Here is a 19,715-nt window from a genome sequence, read left to right on the forward strand (position 1 = left end):
CGATGGTGTAGAGCGAGGATTCCAGCAGCGCCCTGTAGATCCAGTCCTTCTTCTCGGCCGGCACGTGGCCGTTTCCATACCAGTCCATCATCTTGTGCGCATCGATGTACTCCATGCAGATGATCGCTTCCTGGCAGTGGTCGTGATAGAGCTCGGGGATGATGACCATTCCCTGCTCGCGTTTATCGGCCAGCAGCTCGCGCATGTGGTCGTGGTTCTTGATCTCGTTGCGGTAGTCGAGTTCCATTCCGATGTATTTGACGAACTCGCCGATGGTCTTGCGATGGTCGATGCCCGAAGTTTCGCGGTAGTAGGCCAGCTCAATGATGCGCACGAAGATGGGGAGCAGAGCCTTGATGACCTTGAGGTCGGTCTGGAAGAACTTGTCGATGCCCGGGTACTTCACCTTGATGACTGCGTCGCGGCCGTCCTTGAGCGTGACGCGGTGAACCTGGCCGATGGACGCGCAGGCCAGCGGAGTGGGCTCGAACTTCGAAAAAACTTCCTCGACCGGTTTGCCGTATTCCTCGAGAACTCGCTGGCGAATGGCCTCGGTGCTCGCCACGGGGACACGGTCCTGGACCTTTGTCATTTCCACCAGATACGGGGTCGGCAGCAGCGCCATCTGGGTGGAGAGGAACTGGCCGATCTTGATGTAGACGCCCTTGAGCGTCACGAAGGAGTGATAGAGCCAGGCGGCGTTCTTCTCATGCAGGGCCTCTGCCTTTGCCCGGCGCTCGCCCTTCGGCGTGAGCGGCCTGGTCACCAGTGAGAACCAGACATAACTCCACAGAATGCGGAAGAAGAAGACAACCGACACCACGGTTCGAATGAAGGGATTGTGAAGCACCGCAGCCTCCGCGCCCGGCAGGGAAAGATTGATTCACGCGAAGCGGGGAGAATGCCTCCCGGGGCGCGTGAGCCTGAAGCCATGATGTTTGCCGGAACCGCCAGAGAGTCTGCCACGTGGGAGGTCCAAAATCCAGAATCCCTTGTTATTTCAACGACAAAGGGCCGCATTTGCGGCCCTTTGCAGTAAGTCTGGTTCACTCCGAAAAGTTACTTGAGAAGCGCCCGAGAGATCACCACGCGCTGGATCTCGCTGGTGCCTTCGTAGATCTCGGTGATCTTGGCATCGCGGAAGTGGCGTTCCACCGGGTATTCGGTGGAATAGCCGTTGCCGCCGTGGACCTGGATGGCCTTGGTGGCGATCCAGTTGGCCGCCTCGGAGGCGTAGACCTTGGCCATGGCGGCAGCGGTGCCGTAGCTGCCGCCGCTGTCCTTGAGAAAGGCGGCCTTGAGGGTAAGCAGGCGCGCGGCTTCGAGCCGCGTGCCCATATCGGCGATGTAGAAGGCGACGGCCTGGTGCTCGGCAATGGGAACGCCGAAGGCTTCGCGCTCCTTGGCGTAGTCGCGGGCGGCCTCATAGGCAGCGCGTCCGATGCCAAGCGCCTGGGAGGCGATGCCGATGCGGCCGCCGTCGAGCACCTTCATGGCCACCTTGAAACCGCCGCCCACCTGGCCGAGGACCTGGTCGTCACTGAGTTCGCAGTTCTCCAAAATGATCTGGCAGGTGGCCGAGCCGCGGATGCCCAGCTTGTCCTCGATCTTTCCTATCTGGTAGCCGGGCGTCTTGCAGTCGACGACAAAGGCAGTGATGCCTTTAACGCCCTTGTCGGGGTCGGTCATTGCCATGACCAGCGCGGTGTCGGCGAACGGGCCGTTGGTGATCCAGTTCTTCGAGCCATTGAGCACCCACTTGTCACCCTTCTTCTCGGCGCGGGTGCGCTGGGCGGCCGCGTCCGAGCCGGTGTTGGGCTCGGAAAGGCAGAAGCAGCCGAGCTTCTCGCCGCAGGCAAGGGGCTTGAGCCACTTCTCTTTCTGTTCGTCGGTGCCGAAGTCGTTGATGGCAGCCGATACCAGCGAATTGTTCACGCTCATGATCACGCCGGTCGTCGCGCACGCGGCGCTGATCTCTTCCATGGCCAGCACGTAGCTCACGGCGTCCAGACCGGTTCCGTTCCACTGCTCGGGAATGAACATGCCGAGGAATCCCAGCTCGGCCATGCGCTTTACGTTCTCTTTGGGGAAGTAGTGCTCGCGGTCGACTTTTTCGGCCAGCGGGCGCACTTCCTTTTGCGCGAACTCGCGCGCAGTCTGCTGAATCATGCGTTGGGTTTCAGTGAGTTCAAAGTTCATGGTTCTGATCCTGTGTTACTTGCCCTGGAAATCGGCCTTGCGCTTGGAGAGGAAGGCGTCGATTCCCTCGGCGGTATCGGCAGTGGTGAAACATTTCCCAAACAGCGCGAGCTCGCGATCGAGCCCGGCCTGGAATCCCTCGCGCATGCCGGTGTCGATGGCCTGCTTGGCAAAGCGGATGGCTTCGGGCCCGCGCGAGGCGATGGTTTCGGCGAGCTTGCGCGCCTCGCTCATCAGGTCCTCGGGCGCGATGACCGCGTCGGCCAGACCGATGGCCAGCGCCTCGTCGGCCTTGATGTGATTGCCCGAGAAAACGAGCTGCTTGGCGCGGCCCGGGCCCACGCGGCGGGCAAGGCGCTGCGTGCCGCCCCAACCGGGAATCAGGCCCAGGGTCACTTCGGGAAGGCCGAGTTTGGCCTTGGAGCTTGCCAGCAGGATGTCGCAGGCCAGCGCCACTTCGAGGCCGCCGCCAAGGGCAAAACCGTTGACCGCGGCAATGGTCGGGCGCGGGCAGGCGGCAATGGCGTTCATGGTGGCATGGCCGACCTTGCCCCAGTCGGTGCCTTCGGACTCACCCATGCCCTTCATGTATTCGATGTCGGCGCCGGCGGCGAAGGCTTTCTCGCCCGCGCCAGTAACGATCACCGCGCGAAGCGATTCATCCTTCGACAACTCGCCGAAGGCCTTCTGGATTTCTTCGTGAAGCGGCTTGTTGAGCGCGTTGAGCGCCTGGGGACGGTTCAGGGTCACCAGGGCAATGCCGCCCTCGATCTGCAGCTCGAGATGCTCGTAGGACACGGTGGGTTCTCCTTGAGAAAGCGGCGCGTCGGGGGCGCCTGAGGCCGGGCAGACTAGACGCGCGCGCCCGCGTGGGCAAGGCACTGGGGCCGCGCGCTCTGACGGGTGCGTCAGCGCGTGTTGGCTATTTCTCGACGATTACGCGGCGTCCTTCGCGGCGGATTCTGCCGCGGGCGAAGTCCGCGATGACCCGCGGGTAGAGGGTGTGCTCGATCTTGTGAATGCGCGCTTCGAGGGCGTCGAGGCTCTCGCCCTCTTCAATGGCAAGCGCCTGCTGCGCGATGATGGGCCCGGTATCCATTCCCTCGTCGACGAAATGGACGCTCACACCCGTGACTTTCACGCCGTAGTCCCAGGCATCCTTGATCCCGTGGACGCCGGGGAAGGCCGGCAGCAGGGCAGGGTGGATGTTGATGACTTTGTCTGGGAACGCGCGGAGGAAGACCGGGCTGAGCATGCGCATGTAGCCGGCCAGCGCGATGAGGTCGGGGGCGTAGGCCCGGAGGCGCTCCACCACGGCTGCGTCGAACTCCTCCCGCGCGGCGTAGTCCTTGTGGGAGACGATTTCGGTGGGAATCTTGGCGCCGGCCGCGCGTTCAAGGACGCGCGCGCCGGGCACGTTGCAGAGCAGGCAGACGATCTGCGCGCCGGCCTCCGTGAGGGCGGCCGAGTCGAGCATGGCCTGGAAGTTCGAGCCCGAGCCCGAGGCCAGCACTGCCACGCGCAACTTCACCATGTGATCTCGAATGCCTCGTCCCCGCTCTTGCGTCGGGCTAAGTCGCCGATGATCCAGGCGGGGGTCTTGTGCGCCTTGCACAGGGCAAGGATTTTCGGCGCATCCTTCTCGGCGGCGATGATGGTGAAGCCAACTCCGCAGTTGAAGGTTTTGAGCATCTCGGCGTCCGCGACATTGCCCTGCTCCTGGAGAAACTCAAAGAGCGGGCTGCGCGGCCAGGCGCCGCGCGTTACGCGTGCCTTGAGCGAGCCGGGCAGCACGCGGGGGAGGTTGCCGATCAGGCCGCCGCCGGTGATGTGGGCAAAACCCTTGGCGAGCCCCTTGCGATGAAGCTCCAGCGCGAGTGGGACGTAGATCTTTGTGGGTTCGAGCAGATATTGGCCCAGCGTCTTCTTCGCGCCGGGGCGCAGCGGTTTCTTCAGGGAGAGTCCACGCGTCTCGATGATCTTGCGCACGAGCGAGAAACCATTGGAGTGGACGCCCGAGCTGGCAAGCCCGATGACCACGTCGCCGGCGCGCATGGCCTTTGCGGGCAGCAGTTGCTTGCGCTCGGCGATGCCGACAGAAAAACCGGCAAGGTCGTACTCGCCCGGCGCGTACATGCCTGGCATCTCGGCGGTCTCCCCGCCCACGAGCGCGCAGCCCGAGAGCTTGCAGCCTTTGGCGATTCCCTTGACGACCTGCGTGCCGATAGCGGGTTTGAGCTTTCCAGTCGAAAAGTAGTCGAGGAAGAACAGGGGCTCGGCGCCCTGGACGACGATGTCATTGACGCACATCGCGACGAGATCGATGCCGATCGTGTCATGCTTGTTCATCTCGAAGGCCAGCTTGAGCTTGGTGCCCACGCCGTCGGTTCCCGAGACGAGCACCGGATCGCGGTAGCCCTTGGGAATGGCAAAGAGGGAGCCGAAGCCGCCGAGCGGCGCGAGGACTTCGGGGCGGCGGGTCGCCTTTGCCAGCGGGGCGATCTTTCCGATGAAAGCGTCGCCGGTCTCAATGCTGACGCCTGCATCAGCGTAACTCAGCCGTTTCGCCGGACGTCTGGACGGACTCTTACGGGTGGTCTTTTTTGCTTGGGCCATGCTCTGGTTGCCTCGTTTGTCGGCGTCTCTTACCTACTTGCCCGTTGGCGGGCCGTCAACGAGAAAGGCGAGAGCGCCGCCTCTGCGCCGGATTTTGCCCGGCAATCAAATCGTTTCATGGACGCCGCAACGGGGCAATCTTCGCGGTTGCGGCGCCTGCGCCCGGGGCATACAATGAAGTTTGTTGAGACGCATCCGCCCGGCGTTCGAGCCGAACCCAGAGAAACCGGGCTGGCGCGTGCTCTCACCTGCACCGCAAACGGCCTGCCATTTCGGCGGTTGGCGCAGGTCCCGGGAAGGAGGGTCCCATGATCGAAGAAAGCCTTGAAGAGATCGACGAATCGTATGCGCCCGATCCAACGGCGCCCAGTAACGAACTCGAAGCCTATCTCAAAGATCCCATCACCACGCTCTCGGCCGTAGATGTCGTGACCATTGGTTCGGGTGCCACGCTGCAGGAAGCAGTGGACCTGATGAACAGCAAGCGCATCGGCGCCCTACTGGTCGTCGATGGCGGCAAGATCACCGGTATCTTTACCGAGCGCGACGTGCTCACCAAGATCGTCGGACGCCAGCTCAAGCTGAGCGAGCACAAGGTCGGTGATTACATGACGAAGGACCCCGAGACCCTGCCGGAATCGGCGATCGTGGCCTTTGCGCTCAATAAGATGGTTGTCGGCGGATTCCGTCACGTGCCCATTGTGGACAAGAACGGCAAGGCCACCGGCATTGTGAGCATGCGTGAGATCATGGACCATCTGGTGGACCACTTCTCCGAAGTCATTCTCAACCTGCCGCCCGAGCCGGACCTGGCATTCCGTGGTCGTGACGGAGGCTGAGCCAAGTCAGCAATAAAAAAAGCCCGCCGGAAGGCGGGCTTTTTTGTGTTCGCTTGCGGGGCTTACTGGACGGTCCAGGTCTCGGAATCCATGAGCAGGTCGCGGATCTCTCCGACACCCTTCTTCTGCACGGCTTCTTCTTCCTGATCGAGCAGCATCTCGTGATAGGCCGGGCGGCGGATGGCGCGGATGACGCCGAGCGGAACCGGATACTCGGGCGCGTGCATGCGGCTGAGTAGCATGGAGAGCGCCGGGTCCGGGTCGGACTCGTTGTGGACGAGCAGGTCGCTCTCGCTCACACCGTCGCCGAGCTGCACGACTTCGAGCTTGGTGCCGCGGATGCGGATGCCCTTGTCACTGTCCTTGCCGAAGATCATCGGCTTACCGTCTTCGAGGATCAGCGACATATCGTCCCGCACGCTACGGTCGGTCACGTCCTTGAACGCACCATCGTTGAAGATCACGCAGTTCTGGTAGATCTCAATGATGGCCGAGCCCTTGTGGTCGGCGGCGCGGCGAAGCATCTCGGCCAGGTGCTTGGGATTGGTGTCCACCGTGCGGGCCACGAAGGTCGCTTCAGAGGCCAGCGCCAGGGGCACGGGCTGGATCGGGTAATCGACCGAGCCCATGGGGGTGCTCTTGGTCTTCTTGCCCATCTCTGAAGTGGGTGAATACTGGCCCTTGGTCAGGCCGTAAATCTCGTTGTTGAAGAGCAGGATCTTGAGATCCATGTTGCGGCGAAGCGCGTGGATGAGGTGATTGCCGCCGATGGAGAGGCCGTCGCCGTCACCGGTGATGACCCAGACCTGCAGGTTGGGGTTGGCAATCTTCACGCCGCTGGCCAGCGCCGGGGCGCGGCCGTGGATCGTGTGAAACCCGTAGGTATTCATGTAGTAGGGGAAACGCGAGGAACACCCGATGCCCGAGATGAACGCGAAGTTCTCGCGGGCGATGCCCAGCTCGGGCAGCACCTTCTGGACCTGGGCGAGGATCGAGTAATCCCCGCAACCCGGGCACCAGCGAACGTCCTGGTCGCTGACGAAGTCCTTGCGGTCGAGTTTGACGGCTTCTTCACTCATGCTTGTGTCTCTTCTTTCCAGGCCTGCTTAGCCCAGCATTTCCTCGATTTTTTCGAGAATCTCCACCGCGCGGAAGGGAAGTCCCTTGATCTTGTTGAGGCCCTGCGCGTCGACGAGGTAGGTCGCGCGCAGCAGGTTGCGAAGCTGGCCCAGATTGAGCTCGGGGACGAGAATCTTCTCGAAGCGGCCCATGATCTCGCCAAGGTCGGGGGGAAGCGGGTTGAGGTGTTGGATGTGAACCGACGAAACGGACAGGCCCTTCTGCTGCGCGCGGCGCACGCCGGCCTGAATCGAACCGTAGGTGCCGCCCCAGCCGACAACGAGCAGCTTGCCGCTCTTCTCGCCGGTAATTTCAAGCGGCGGAATTTCTTGCACGATCTTCTCGACCTTGGCCTGACGGGTACGGACCATCGCTTCGTGGTTGGCCGGGTCGTAGGAGACGTTGCCGGTATCGGCTGCTTTTTCGAGGCCGCCGATGCGGTGCTCGAGTGCCGGGGTGCCGGGAATGGCCCACGGGCGCGCCAGGGTGTTGGGGTCGCGCTTGTAGGGCAGGAATCCGCCCTCGGCCAGCTCGGGCTGGGCCATCTTCACTTCGAACTTGGGAATCTCGGAGGCTTCCGGGATGCGCCAGGGCTCGGCGCCGTTGGCCAGGTAGCCGTCGGTGAGCAGCAGCACCGGGCACATGTACTTGGTGGCAATGCGGAAGGCCTCGATGCCCATGTAGAAACAATCGCCGGGTGAGCGCGCGGCGAGCACGCACATGGGCGACTCGCCGTGGCGGCCGTAAAGGGCCTGGTTGAGGTCCGACTGCTCGGTCTTCGTGGGAAGGCCCGTGCTGGGGCCGCCGCGCTGGACGTTGATGATGACGAGTGGAAGCTCGGTCATCACCGCAAGGCCCAGGGCCTCGCCCTTGAGCGCGATGCCGGGACCGGAGGTCGTTGTCACGGCGAGCGCGCCGGCAAAGGACGCACCGATCGCCGAGCAAGCACCCGCGATCTCGTCTTCCGCCTGGAAGGTGTGCACGCGGAAGTTCTTGAACGTCGAGAGCTCGTGGAGAATGTCGCTGGCCGGGGTGATCGGATAGCTGCCCAGGAAAAGCGGGCGGCCCGTGATCTTGGAGGCCGCGGCAAGGCCGCGCGCGAGCGCCTCGTTGCCGGTGATGTTGCGATAGGTGCCCGGCTTGCGCTTGGTGGGTGCGATCTCGTAGCTGACCTGGAACATCTCGGTGGTCTCACCGAAGTGGTAGCCGGTCTTGAGCGCCGTGATGTTGGCCTCGACCAGGTCGGGCTTCTTCTTGAATTTGGTCTCGATCCACTCGGTCGTGACCGTGAGTGGGCGATGGTAGAGCCAGAGCAGCACGCCCAGGGCGTAGAAATTCTTGCAGCGCTCGCGGTCCTTGTTCTTGAGCGGACTGTCCTTGAGCGCCTCGAGAGTCATTTTGGTGATGGGGATCGAGAAGAGCTGGTAGCCCTTGATCGAACCGTCTTCGAGCGGATTGCTCTTGAAGCCGGCCTTGCTGAGGTTGCCCTCGGTAAAGGCGTCTTCGTTGACGATGAGCACGCCGTTGTCGCGCAGGTCGTGCAGGTGCACCTTGAGCGCGGCCGGGTTCATCGCCACCAGCACGTCGGGCTGGTCACCGGGGGTGTAGATGCGCTCGTCGCCGAAGTTCACCTGGAAGGACGAAACGCCCGCCAGCGTGCCGGCCGGCGCGCGAATCTCCGCCGGGTAGTCGGGCAACGTCGCGAAGTCGTTGCCGAATACAGCGGTGGTGTTGGTGAACTGGGTGCCTGTGAGCTGCATTCCGTCGCCGGAATCGCCGGCAAATCGGATGACGACAGCGTCAAGTGTTTCAGTTCGCTTGGATGTTGGATCGGAATTCTGAGTCGCTTGTGCGGCGGAGGATGGGGGCGTCACTTCGGCTTCCTTAACCCTATCTAATATATGTGGAACAGCGCCTGACTGCCGTTCCGTATAGGGTCACGAATGAAAAAAGTCAAAGATTTCGGGGGCCAGAGGGGCATCTGGCGGCATTTTGTAACGCGCTGCGCAGAGTAGAAGATTGCGCTGCCGGTGCCGCGGATGTGCGCGCGCCCGGGCGGGCGCGGCCAGGCGCGGCCAGGCGCCGACCCCGGCCTAGAAGAGGCCCGAGATCTCACCCCTGGAATTGATGTCCACATCGAGCGCCGCCGGCCTTGCCGGAAGGCCCGGCATTCGCAGGATGTTGCCCGTGATGGGTACCAGGAAGCCCGCACCAGCCGAGAGGTGGACGCGGCGGACCGTGAGCTTGAAGCCCCGCGGCGCCCCGAGAAGCGCGGCCTGGTCCGAGAGCGAGTTCTGGGTTTTGGCTACGCAGATGGGGAGGCCGCCAAAGCCGATCCGTTCGATCTCGGAAATGTCCTTCTCGGCGGCTGGCTCGTAAACGACTTCGGCTGCCCCGTAGATCTCCTGGGCGATGGTGCGGATCTTGGCCTTCACCGGTTCTTCGAGCCGGTAGAGCGGACGGAAATTGGCCGTTCCGGCCTCGAGGGTCTCGGCCACGAGCTTGCCCAGCGCCATGCCGCCGGCGCCGCCGCCGGCGTGAACGTCCGAGATTGCCGCAGGAACGCCGCGCTTTTCGCAGAAATTCAGCACGCAGTGCAGCTCTTCGGTCGTGTCGCCGGGGAAGCGGTTTACCGCCACCACGACGGGCAGGCCGAACTTGCGCACGTTGTGGATGTGCTTTTCAAGGTTGGTGAGCCCGCCCTCGAGTGCTTCGAGGTTGGGTTCCTTGAGCCCGTCGGGGGGCAGGCCGCCGTGGAGCTTGAGCGCGCGGCAGGTGGCTACGAGTACGACGGCGTCGGGCTTGAGACCCGCGCCGCGGCACTTGATGTGGAGGAACTTCTCGCCACCCAGGTCAAAGCCGAAGCCCGCTTCGGTCACCGTGATGTCGGCGTGCGCCATGGCCATCTTGGTGGCCAGTACGGTGTTGGTGCCCTGGGCGATGTTGGCGAAGGGGCCGCCGTGCACGAAGGCGGGGACGCCTTCGAGAGTCTGGACGAGGTTGGGCTTGAGCGCGTCCTTGAGCAGCGCGCCCAGCGCGCCGGCCACGCCGAGTTCCTGCACGGTGACGGGGTCGCCGTTGTATTTGAACGCAACGACGATGCGCGAGATGCGCTTTTTAAGGTCGGTGTAGCTGCTTGCGAGGCACAGGATGGCCATGATCTCGCTGGCGGCGGTGATGTCGAAGCCCGACTCGCGAGGCACGCCCTGCATGGTGCCGCCAAGGCCGATGACGACCTGCCGCAGGCTGCGGTCGTTCAAATCGATGACCCGCGGCCAGAGCACGCGGCGCGGGTCGATCTGCAGCGGGTTGTTGTTCTGAAAGATGGCGTTGTCGATGCACGCGGCCAGCAGGTTGTGCGCCGCGCTCACCGCATGAAGATCGCCGGTGAAGTGGAGGTTGATGTCCTCCATGGGAACGACCTGGGAGTAACCGCCGCCGGCGGCGCCGCCCTTGATGCCCATGCACGGGCCGAGCGAGGGCTCGCGCAGTGCGATGGCCACGTTCTTGCCGAGTTTGGCCAGCGCCTGTCCGAGGCCCACGGTGGTGGTCGTCTTGCCCTCGCCGAACTTGGTCGGCGTCATGGCCGAGACCAGCACGAGCTTGCCTGCGGTCTTGCCGTTGGAGAGGCCTTCAAGGGACACTTTGGCCTTGTACTGGCCGTAGTGCTCGAGATACTTGGCCGGAACGCCGAGCTTTTTCGCGATCTCGTCGACCGGGCGCATCTTGCAGGCCTGGGCAATGGCCAGGTCGCTGGGGACGCGCTTTGCGCGCCCGCTCTTCTTCTTGGAGGCGGTCTTTGCGGCCTTCTTCGGGGCCTTTTTCCTGGTTGCCATCTGTGCTGCGTGTCTTTCCGTCAGAGTCAGAAATTGTCCCAATCACCAAACCCGGGGACAGAGGCGCATCTTCAGCACGCAGGGCGAGAAATGCAAGCGGTTTCAGGGGGTTGGGGGCTCATGTCTCAAATTCGACGTAGCTCCCGTCAGCCACTGCTGGCACCAGTGAGCTCGGCAGTCGTGAGCGTGAGCGTGCTCGTGCTCGTGCTCGTGCACGATGAGGGGCCCGCATGGAAATGGAAGCGCAGGTTCCCCAGTCATGAACATTCAGCACATTGGAGGTTCACTTTCATGGGTTGCGAGGGGGCTGGCCTCATCTCGTCGAGCACTAGCACGTCCACGCTCACGTCTAGGACAGCGGAGGGTTCACCGACCTCCTGGGCTTGCGAGGGGAAGACTCGGCCGCTTCATCTTCCTTTAATCTTCACTTGCTAAACCCCTCCCATCTGCTGTGAGGGCGCTGATTGCGCCGGGCGCTCCGGGCGTGTTAAATGCCCGCCCACAGGCGCGATTTCCCAAGGAATTTTCGGAGGTTCCCCATGAGACCCGAAGTGGCCGCGATCAATGAAAAAGTCCGCGCGGAGGCGGCTTTTGTCGAGAAATTGCTCGAAAATGTGGGCCGCGTAATCGTCGGGCAGGAAGACCTGGTCGAGCGAATCATCATCGGACTGCTCTGCAACGGGCACGTCCTTCTCGAGGGCGTTCCGGGCCTTGCCAAGACGACCGCCGTGCGGGCCGTGGCCGATTCGATGCACCTGGCCTTCTCGCGCATCCAGTTCACCCCGGACCTGCTGCCCGCCGACCTGATCGGCACCATGATCTACGACCCCGAGCGCCGGGCCTTCGAGGCCAAGAAGGGGCCCGTTTTCGCCAACATCGTGCTGGCCGACGAGATCAACCGCGCGCCTGCCAAGGTGCAGAGCGCGCTGCTGGAGGCCATGCAGGAACACCAGGTCACCCTGGGGGATACCACGCACAAGCTCCCGGCGCCGTTCTTGGTGCTCGCCACCCAGAACCCCATCGAGCAGGAGGGGACCTACCCGCTGCCCGAGGCGCAGGTGGATCGCTTCATGCTCCACGTGAAGGTGAGCTACCCCACGCGCGCCCAGGAGCGACTCATCATCGATCGCGTGAGCGCGGGCATGCCCGATCTCGAACCCGTCATCCACGGCGAGGAACTCCTGAAAGTCCGCGAAGTGGTCGGCAGCGTCTACGTGGACGAGAAGATCAAGGACTACGTCCTCGATCTGGTTGGCGCCACCCGCGACCCCGGCGCCTTCGGCCTGGACGAGCTTTCGAACCTCCTCGAATACGGCGCCTCGCCGCGCGCGAGTATCTCGCTGCTGCAGGCGGCCAAGGCCCATGCCTTTGTGCGCGGGCGCGGCTACGTCACGCCCGAAGACATCAAGGCCATCGGCTTCGACGTGCTTCGCCACCGCGTGATTCGCACCTACGAGGCCGAGGCCGAAGAAGTCAGCGCCGACGACATCGTCCAGAAACTTTTCGATTCGATCGAGGTGCCTTAACCCGTGGCGGCCAATCCCCAGACGGCCGCAGAGGAGCGCGGAGGCATCCCCGCCGAAGTCCTGCGCAAGGTGCGGCTCATCGAGATCAGCACGCGGCGACTCGTCAACAACGTGCTGGCCGGCAGCTACCACAGCGCCTTCAAAGGGCAGGGCGTGGAAGTGGCCGAAGTGCGCGACTACGTGCCCGGCGACGACGTGCGTGCCATCGATTGGAACGTCACCGCGCGCATGGGCCATCCCTTCGTCAAGGTCTTCGCCGAGGAGCGCGAGCTCACCGTCGTGCTCGCCGTCGATGTCTCGGGCTCGAGTGCCTTTGGCAGTGGCAACCAGTTAAAGCGCGAAGTCGCCACCGAAATTGCCGCGCTGCTGGCGTTCTCGGCCATCCGCAACAACGACCGCGTGGGGCTGCTGCTTTTTTCCGATGAGAACGAACTCTTCCTTCCGCCCAAGAAGGGCCGCAAGCACGGCTTGCAGGTGATTCGTGAGCTGGTGAGCGCGAAGGCCCGCGGCAAGGGCACCAGCGTGGGCGACGCGCTCGCCTTCCTTCGCCGCATCCTGCACCGGCGCGCGGTGATCTTTCTGCTCAGCGACTTTCTCGACGGGGGATTCGAGCGCCCATTGCGCGCACTCTCCAAGCAGCACGACGTGAGCTGCATTGAAGTGACCGACCACCGCGAGCTGGAAATCCCGCGGGTGGGCCTGCTCGAGCTCGAAGACCCCGAGACCGGTGCGCGCGTGCTGATCGATTCCTCCAGCGAGGAATTTCAGAACCAGTTCCGCATTCACGCGCTAAAGCACGCCGACCAGCTCGAAGGGAGCGTCCGCCGCGCCGGTGCCGAGTACCTGCGCATCGACGCCACCGTTCCCTACGAGCGCGAGCTCGTCTCACTCTTCCGCACGCGCCAGCAAAGGAGGGGGAGGTAGTGAAGCGCCTGCTCGCTGCGTTGCTGCTGTTGCTCGCCGCGCCCGCATGGGCGCAGGCGCCTGTAGAAGTGCCCGCGCAGGCAGCACAACCTGCGAGCGCGCCGCTCCCGGTGACGAGCGAACTTTCGAGCCGCGAAGTAAGCATCGGCGACGAGTTCAGGCTGCGCATTGATTTGCCCGACGGAACCGGAGCTTCGGGTGAGCCGCGTGTGGACGGGATTCCCGATGAAGTAATTCTCAAGGGCGCGCACTGGGTAACGCCGGAGGGGCAGAGCGCGCCGACGCAGCTCGAACTGATTCTTTCCTCTTTCGATCTCGAACTCGAAGAGATTCCTGCCCTCGATATCGACTGGATGGGCAAGGACGGCAAGCGCACCCGCATCGAAACCACTGCACATTCGCTGGTGATGAAGCGCCTGACCACCGAGGACGAGCAGAGCCTCAAGGACGTGAAGGGCCCGCAGAGCGCCGAACTCTCCATGGGTAAATACATCCTTTATGGCCTCGGCGCTCTGGCGTTGTTCGCGCTGCTCATCTGGGGGCTGCGCCGTTACCTGCGCGTGCGCAAGGGGCTGCCGCTTGATGCCGCGCCCGCGCCGCCGCCTCCGCCGGCGCACGAGGTGGCTCTTGGCGCACTTGCCGCGCTCGAAGCGCGCGACCTGCCCGGCAGGGGCCAGATGCGCGAGCAGTGCTTCGAGCTCTCCGAGATCCTGCGCGCCTATCTCGAAGGCCGCTACAAGTTCCTTGCGAGCGAGCAGACCACCGACGAGCTGCGCCGCTCCATGAAGAATGTTGCCGAGATCGACGCCAATGATCGCGACGAAGCGCTGGCGCTTTTCGAGGAATGGGACCTTGTGAAATTCGCGAAGGTTCCCCTCGAAGAGGCGCGCGCCCGCACGATGCTCTCGCAGACGCGCACCTGGGTAACGCGAACCAAACCTGCTCTGCGCACTTTCGGTGAGGGGCCCAGCGCGCTGGACATCGCAGAGGGGAGGGCACGCTGATGCGACTTGCCGCGCCCTGGTGGCTGCTTGCGCTCATCCCGCTGGCAATCAGCGTGGCGTATCTGCTGCGCGCGCGGGAGAGCAGACGCGCCTTCGTGCGCTACTCACTCTCGGGCGTGCTGCGCGGTTTCTCCCGCGGCCCGCGCGCGGCCTTCTCGGAACTGCCGCTTGCATTGCGCGTGCTGGCGATGGTCTTTCTGATCGTTGCCCTGGCGCGGCCCCAGGGCGCGCTCACCCGCGAGACCTTCGAGGCCGAGGGCATCGACATCGTGCTGGCGCTTGATGTCTCAGGCTCGATGAAGGCCAACGACTTCAAACCCAACCGGCTCGCCGTGGCGCGGCGGGTGGCTTCGGACTTTGTCGAGGGCCGTCCCCACGACCGCATCGGCTATGTCACCTTTGCAACAACGGCGATTACGCGCTCGCCGCTCACCATCGATCAGGCCGCGCTTCGCCAGATCATCGAGGGAACCGGTTTTTCCAACGAGGGCTCGACCGCCATCGGCACGGCGCTGGCCACCTCAGTCAACCGCCTCCGCGAATCCGAGGCCAAGAGCAAGGTGATCATCCTGCTCACCGACGGGCAGAACAACGCGGGCGAAGTCGATCCGCTCACTGCCGCCGAGCTGGCGCGCACCATGGGCGTGCGCGTCTACACCATTGGAGCCGGTTCGCGCGAGGGCCAGTCGCCGGGACTGATCGGGCGCTTCTTCGGAAACCGCCCCGCGCCCGTGGACGAAGACCAGCTCACCCAGATCGCCGAGGCGACGGGCGGTCAGTACTTCCGCGCCGAGAGTGAGGAAGCTCTCGAACAGGTCTACGACCAGATCAGCCGGCTCGAAAAAGGAAAGATCGACGCCGGTGTGGTACGCCAGTACCGCGAGGCCTTTGCCCCGTGGGCGTTGCTGGCGCTGCTGTGTCTGCTTGGCGAATTTATTTTGCGGCGCACCTGGCTGCAGGGACTGGCGGGGGCCTGATGCGACTGGTCGAGCCCACATGGCTGCTGTTCTGGCTGGCGCTACCCGTGCTGGCGGCGCTGGCGTGGTGGGCGCTGGGGCGTCAAAGGCGCCGCGCCGAGCAGTTCGCCCGCCGTGCGAGTTTTGCGCGCCTTCACACCGCGCCCAGCACCACGCGCCGCGTGCTCGGGGCGCTGCTCCCGCTACTGGCGCTGGCACTCGTTGCCGGCGCGCTGGCGCGTCCGCAATCGGGAACCAAGCAGGGCAAGGCCGAGCGAAGCGGCGCCGCGGTGGCAGTCGTGCTCGATACTTCGCTGAGCATGGCGACCGAAGACGTGCCGCCCTCGCGCTTCCTGCTCGCGCGCCGGACGATCAATTCTCTGGCCGAGCGGCTTGCCGGTGACCGGCTGGCGCTGGTGACCTTTGCCGGCGACGCGCAGCTTCTCTGCCCGATGACCGCCGACTACCGGGCGATCGATCTCATGCTCGACGGGCTTTATCCCGGAACCGTCGGCGCGCCGGGTTCGGCGATCTTCCGCGGGATCATGGGCGGGCTGACAGCGCTTGAGTCGGCCGATCCCGAGGCGGGCCGGGCGATCCTGTTGCTGACCGACGGCGAGGACTGGAGTGGCGGGCTCGAACAGGCCGCCTCGAAGGTGAAAGACGCAGGCGTCGAGCTTTTCGTGCTCGGAATCGGCCGAACCGAGGGCGAGCCCATTCCCATTCGCGCGCCCACGGGCGAGTTCTCCGCCTACAAGTCCGATCCCAATGGGCAGGTCGTCGTCTCGCGGCTCGAAGAAGAGCCGCTCCGGCGCCTGGCGAGCGAGGCGGGCGGCCAGTACTGGACGCTCTCCTCGAACCTGCGTGAGATCCAGCAGATCCAGAACGGGATCGAGCAGCTCGCCCGTGCGACTTTTGAAGAACAAAATCTCTACCGCTATTCCGAGCAGTATGCCTGGCTGCTGATCCCGGCGCTGCTGCTGCTGTGGATCGAGCTCCTCTGGCCGGTGGCGCCGCGGCGCGCCTCGCGTGCTGCCAGTGCGAGCCTGCGCGGTGCCTCGCTGCTGGCGCTGGCACTCTGGCTCTGTCTCAGCGGTTTCGACTGGGGGCCCTATCGCGCGACGCAGAAGGGCGTTGCCGCCTACAGCCGCGAGGAATACGACAAGGCCACCGAGCAATTCGAGTCGGCGCTCGATCAGGCGCCCGAAGTTTCGGGCGATGAACGGAGTGCCAATGACGCCGCGCTGTTGCACTACAACCTCGGTGCGTCCTACTACAAGGCCGGGCGCGTTGATGATGCCATTGCCGAGTGGGACCGCGCGGCGAGCATGGCGGCAGACCAGCAGCTTCGGGCGCGCGCGCACTACAATGCCGGCACGGCCGCGCTCTCGCGGGCGGCGGCCGCCCAGCAGGAGGGCGGGGCGTCGCAGGGCGCCGACCCCCAGGCCGATGTGAAGCAGGCGCTTGCCCGCTACCAGCGCAGCCTGGAACTCGACCCGCAGGATCTCTCGGCCAAGCACAATTTCGAGATGGCGGCCAAGTATCTGCAAATGCTCCAGCAGCAACAGATGCAGCAGCAGAGCGGCGAGCAGGGCGAGAAGCAGGACGGCGACGAAGAGCAGCAGTCCCAGGGCGCCCAGCAGGCGCAGGCCCAGCAGGGCGAAAAGAACGACTCCGAGGACGGGCAGGAAGGCCAGCAGATGGCCCAGGCCCAGCAGGGGCAGGAGCCCGAGCAGGACGGCGAGGAACAATCGAAGTCCGAGCAGGGCGAGCAGAACGAAGAGCAGCAGCCCGAGGGCCTCGGTGATCGTCAGCGCAACGACGAAGAAGAGCAGCAGATGGCCGGCGCCCAGGGCGAGCAGGATTCACGGGACCAGCCTGATGATGAGCAGGGCTCGCAGAGCATGAGCCAGGGCGCAGAGAGCGGCGATGAGCAGAGTGAAGCTTCAGAGGGCGAAGGCACCCAGGCGCGCAGCGCCGAGGAAGTCTCGCGCGATGAGGCCGAACGCATTCTCGACGCACTGGCGGAGCGTGAGCGCGAGCTGCGTCGCCGCCAGCGCACCGCGCTCCAGCAATCGAGGGGGGACCATGATTGGTAGGTCGGCACTGCTGTCTCTGGTGCTCCTGCTGGCAAGCGTGTTGCCGGCGCTGGCGCAGTACCAGGTCGTCGCCGAGTTCGATCGCCCCGTTGTGCGCGCGGGCGAGACGGTGATGCTCACGGTGTCGGTTTCCTCAAGCAGTGCGAGTGTGCCGAGCATCGAGCCGGAGCTGCCGCGCGAGCTCTCGGAGAACTTCGAGGTCATCAGCCGCGGCAGTTCCTTCCAGACTTCTTTTGTCAACGGCGCCAGCAGCGTGACCAAGGAGTTCAGCTACCGGCTGCGGCCCAGACGTTCCGGAGACATCCGGCTCCCGCCGGTGATGGTGCCGATCGCAGGCCGGCGCTACGGGAGCGAGCCCCTTGCGCTCACGGTCGAAGAAGCGGTCGCGCCCGACGAGGCACTCGCCAAGGGGCAGAAGGTCCCTTACTTCGCAGAGGCCCGCGTGCTGGCGCCCTCCGCGCTCTATCCCGGGCAGGAGATTCGGCTCTCCCTGGTCGTCTTCTCGGTCAGTCCCTTTGTCCGCTTCGGTTTTACCGGCGGCGGCATTCCGAGCATTCCGGGCGTGCGTATCCTGAACATCGAGCGCCGCGGTAACATCAACCTCGACCAGGTAAAGCGCGGCGATACGACTTACTACAGCGCCGCGATGGTGAACCTGGTTCTCTATCCGTTAAAGAGCGGGCCGCTGGTCATTCCGCCGATTGGCGTGGAACTGCAGCTCTCCGGCTCGCGCGGCAACGACTGGGATCCGTTCTTCGACAGCTTCTTCTCGCGCTTTCGCGGGCGCGCGGTTCAGACGCAGACGCAGCAGCACAAACTCACCGTCTTGCCGCTTCCCGACGACGGACGCCCGGCGGAGTTTTCCGGCGTAGTCGGGCAGGTGGGCATCAGCGGTCAGCTCACCACGCGGCAGGCCAAGGTCGGCGAAGTGGTCCCCTATACGGTGGACGTCTCGCTGCGCGGCGACAGCGTGGCCATGCGCACGCCCACGCTCACCCTGCCGCCGGGCTACGACAGCTTCGACGCCCAGGTGCAGGAGGCCAGCTCGGCGACCTCCGACCAGGGGCTCATTCACCGCAAGAAATATTCATTTCTGATTGTGCCGCGCAGGCCGGGAACCCAGGAACTCCAGCCGGCGACCTTCAGCTGGTTCGACCCGGTGGCGCGCCAGTACCGTGTCTGGAAGTCCCCGCCTGTAAAGCTCACGGTCAGCGGCCAGGCCGAGCCCGGCGCCGGCAGCGCCACGGACATTGAGATGAGCACCGGGGCCGAGGATTACGAGAGCGGCAAGCCCGCCGAGCTTCGCTACATCAAGCCCGACGCGGAGTCGTTGGCGGTCAGCGCGAAATCCACCTGGCTGAGCGCGGGATTTCTCGCGCTGGGCGCCGCGCCGGTGGGGCTCTTTGGCCTCATGCTTGTCTGGGACCGGCGGCGCAGCCGCGAGGCCACCGACAAGTCCTGGGCGCGCTTCAAGCGCGCCGGAAAGCGCTTCCGCGAGGAACTCAAGGCAGCAGCGGCACTGAGCGATCCCGTCGCGCAGGCCGGCGCCAGCGCGCAGGCGCTCCTTGCGGTGATCAGCGACCTGTGGGACTTTGAGGCCATCGGGCTCACCCACCAGCAACTGGGCGAGCGGCTCGAATCGTTGGGCGTGGATGAAGAGGTGCGCGCTGCGCTCCATTCCTTCCTCGAGAGCGCCGATGCCGCGCGCTTTGGCGGCAGCAGCGAATCGGGCAACTGGACCGAGGACGCCCGCGCCCTGGGCGAGAAACTCCGGGAGGCGAGGGGATGAAGGTACTTCGTTTCCTGCTGATTGCTCTGCTGGCGCTTGTGCCGGCGCGGGGCTTTGCCGCGGAATCGGCGGCCTCGGCCTCGCTCTACAACCAGGGCAACCAGAGCTACCGCGACGGCGTCTACGAGCAGGCGGTCGAATACTACGAGAGCGCCCTGGAACAGGGCGTGAGCGACGAGCGGCTCGAATACAACCTGGCCTGCGCCTACGCCAAGCTCGATCAGATCGGCCGGGCGCGCCTGCACTTCGAGCGGGCGCGGCTTCTTGAGCCCGGCGACGAGGACGTGCGCCGCAACCTGGAGATTCTGCGCGCGCGCATTCCGGGGGAGCCCGAGCGCCTGAGCGCCGGCGTGCTCGAAGGGGTGGTGAGCTGGTATGAGAGCCTGGGCACCCCGGACCTGGCGTGGGCGGGACTTGTCCTCTGGTGGATCTTCTGGGTTTTGTGGATCGCCCAGGTTCGCTGGCGGGACGATCAGCGGGGCGAGTGGGCCCGTCTGGGCCGATTTGCCGCCCTGGCATTTCTTGCTGGGGCATTGGCGATTGCTTATGCTAAACACCAACAGCTTTCCCAGCCGAAAGCCGTGATCATGGACGACGGGGTCAGCGTTCGCGCGGGCCCGACCGAAGAAGAGTCGGAAGTGTTGCGACTGGCGGCGGGAAGACTGGTGGATCGCGGACGAAGCAGGGGAACCTGGGTGGAAGTAAGCCTGCCCGGGGAGTTTGAGGGCTGGCTCCCGAGCTCAGCAGTAAGTGATCTTCTCCCGCCGGTGCGGTAGCTCCATTCCGGAGTGACCGGGCAACCGGGGGA

The 19,715-nt window shown here is 64.6% G+C and carries 16 protein-coding genes; 8 read left to right on the forward strand and 8 right to left on the reverse strand.

Annotation, left to right across the window (positions count from 1 at the left end):
- The 5 genes from KDH09_04500 to KDH09_04520 all read right to left on the reverse strand — a co-directional run.
- Positions 1 to 850, reverse strand: an 850-nt coding sequence (locus KDH09_04500) for an AarF/ABC1/UbiB kinase family protein (protein ID MCB0218932.1), incomplete at its 3' end; no start/stop codon positions are given.
- A 209-nt stretch (positions 851 to 1,059) separates the two neighbouring features.
- Complete coding sequence (locus KDH09_04505; GenBank protein ID MCB0218933.1) at positions 1,060 to 2,199, reverse strand: acyl-CoA dehydrogenase; 1,140 nt, start codon at positions 2,197 to 2,199, stop codon at positions 1,060 to 1,062.
- 15 nt (positions 2,200 to 2,214) lie between these two features.
- A complete protein-coding gene (locus KDH09_04510; GenBank protein MCB0218934.1) occupies positions 2,215 to 2,997 on the reverse strand; it encodes an enoyl-CoA hydratase/isomerase family protein in 783 nt (260 codons plus the stop codon).
- Between the two features lie 124 nt (positions 2,998 to 3,121).
- A complete protein-coding gene (purN, locus tag KDH09_04515; GenBank protein ID MCB0218935.1) occupies positions 3,122 to 3,733 on the reverse strand; it encodes a phosphoribosylglycinamide formyltransferase in 612 nt (203 codons plus the stop codon).
- Entirely contained in the window at positions 3,727 to 4,815 is a 1,089-nt protein-coding gene (locus KDH09_04520; protein ID MCB0218936.1) for a phosphoribosylformylglycinamidine cyclo-ligase, read from the reverse strand. The genes purN and KDH09_04520 overlap by 7 nt, the downstream gene beginning before the upstream one ends.
- Positions 4,816 to 5,123: 308 nt before the next feature.
- Here KDH09_04520 and KDH09_04525 point away from each other — a divergent pair, with 308 nt between their 5' ends.
- The gene (locus tag KDH09_04525) at positions 5,124 to 5,654 is read left to right on the forward strand and encodes a CBS domain-containing protein (protein ID MCB0218937.1); all 531 of its coding nucleotides are present in this window, start codon (positions 5,124 to 5,126) and stop codon (positions 5,652 to 5,654) included.
- A 62-nt stretch (positions 5,655 to 5,716) separates the two neighbouring features.
- Here the strand turns inward: KDH09_04525 and KDH09_04530 are convergent, their stop codons facing one another.
- From KDH09_04530 to KDH09_04540, 3 genes are all read right to left on the reverse strand, one after another.
- Complete coding sequence (locus tag KDH09_04530) at positions 5,717 to 6,733, reverse strand: 2-oxoacid:ferredoxin oxidoreductase subunit beta (GenBank protein MCB0218938.1); 1,017 nt, start codon at positions 6,731 to 6,733, stop codon at positions 5,717 to 5,719.
- A gap of 27 nt (positions 6,734 to 6,760) precedes the next feature.
- Positions 6,761 to 8,533, reverse strand: coding sequence for a 2-oxoacid:acceptor oxidoreductase subunit alpha (locus KDH09_04535; protein MCB0218939.1), 1,773 nt, complete (start codon positions 8,531 to 8,533; stop codon positions 6,761 to 6,763).
- A gap of 333 nt (positions 8,534 to 8,866) precedes the next feature.
- Positions 8,867 to 10,609 (reverse strand): formate--tetrahydrofolate ligase, encoded by a 1,743-nt coding sequence (locus KDH09_04540; GenBank protein MCB0218940.1) that lies wholly within the window; start codon positions 10,607 to 10,609, stop codon positions 8,867 to 8,869.
- Between the two features lie 539 nt (positions 10,610 to 11,148).
- Here KDH09_04540 and KDH09_04545 point away from each other — a divergent pair.
- Genes KDH09_04545 through KDH09_04575 form a run of 7 tightly spaced genes read left to right on the forward strand, consistent with a single transcriptional unit; the run spans position 11,149 to position 19,683 of the window.
- Positions 11,149 to 12,135 carry a MoxR family ATPase gene (locus tag KDH09_04545; protein ID MCB0218941.1) on the forward strand — a complete coding sequence of 329 codons (987 nt, stop codon included), beginning with the start codon at positions 11,149 to 11,151 and terminating at the stop codon, positions 12,133 to 12,135.
- Between the two features lie 45 nt (positions 12,136 to 12,180).
- Positions 12,181 to 13,059: a DUF58 domain-containing protein gene (locus tag KDH09_04550; GenBank protein ID MCB0218942.1), complete on the forward strand. Its 879-nt coding sequence runs from the start codon at positions 12,181 to 12,183 to the stop codon at positions 13,057 to 13,059.
- Positions 13,059 to 14,063: a hypothetical protein gene (locus KDH09_04555; GenBank protein MCB0218943.1), complete on the forward strand. Its 1,005-nt coding sequence runs from the start codon at positions 13,059 to 13,061 to the stop codon at positions 14,061 to 14,063. The genes KDH09_04550 and KDH09_04555 overlap by 1 nt, the downstream gene beginning before the upstream one ends.
- A complete protein-coding gene (locus KDH09_04560; GenBank protein ID MCB0218944.1) occupies positions 14,063 to 15,040 on the forward strand; it encodes a VWA domain-containing protein in 978 nt (325 codons plus the stop codon). The genes KDH09_04555 and KDH09_04560 overlap by 1 nt, the downstream gene beginning before the upstream one ends.
- On the forward strand, positions 15,040 to 17,118 hold the full coding sequence (locus tag KDH09_04565) for a VWA domain-containing protein (GenBank protein ID MCB0218945.1): 2,079 nt from the start codon (positions 15,040 to 15,042) through the stop codon (positions 17,116 to 17,118). Before KDH09_04560 ends, KDH09_04565 begins: the two co-directional genes overlap by 1 nt.
- The gene (locus tag KDH09_04570; GenBank protein ID MCB0218946.1) at positions 17,108 to 18,907 is read left to right on the forward strand and encodes a protein BatD; all 1,800 of its coding nucleotides are present in this window, start codon (positions 17,108 to 17,110) and stop codon (positions 18,905 to 18,907) included. The genes KDH09_04565 and KDH09_04570 overlap by 11 nt, the downstream gene beginning before the upstream one ends.
- Positions 18,904 to 19,683, forward strand: a complete 780-nt coding sequence (locus tag KDH09_04575; GenBank protein MCB0218947.1) for a hypothetical protein — start codon at positions 18,904 to 18,906, stop codon at positions 19,681 to 19,683. Before KDH09_04570 ends, KDH09_04575 begins: the two co-directional genes overlap by 4 nt.
- Positions 19,684 to 19,715: the final 32 nt, after the last annotated feature.

This window comes from Chrysiogenia bacterium (assembly GCA_020434085.1).
GTDB lineage: Bacteria > JAGRBM01 > JAGRBM01 > JAGRBM01 > JAGRBM01 > JAGRBM01.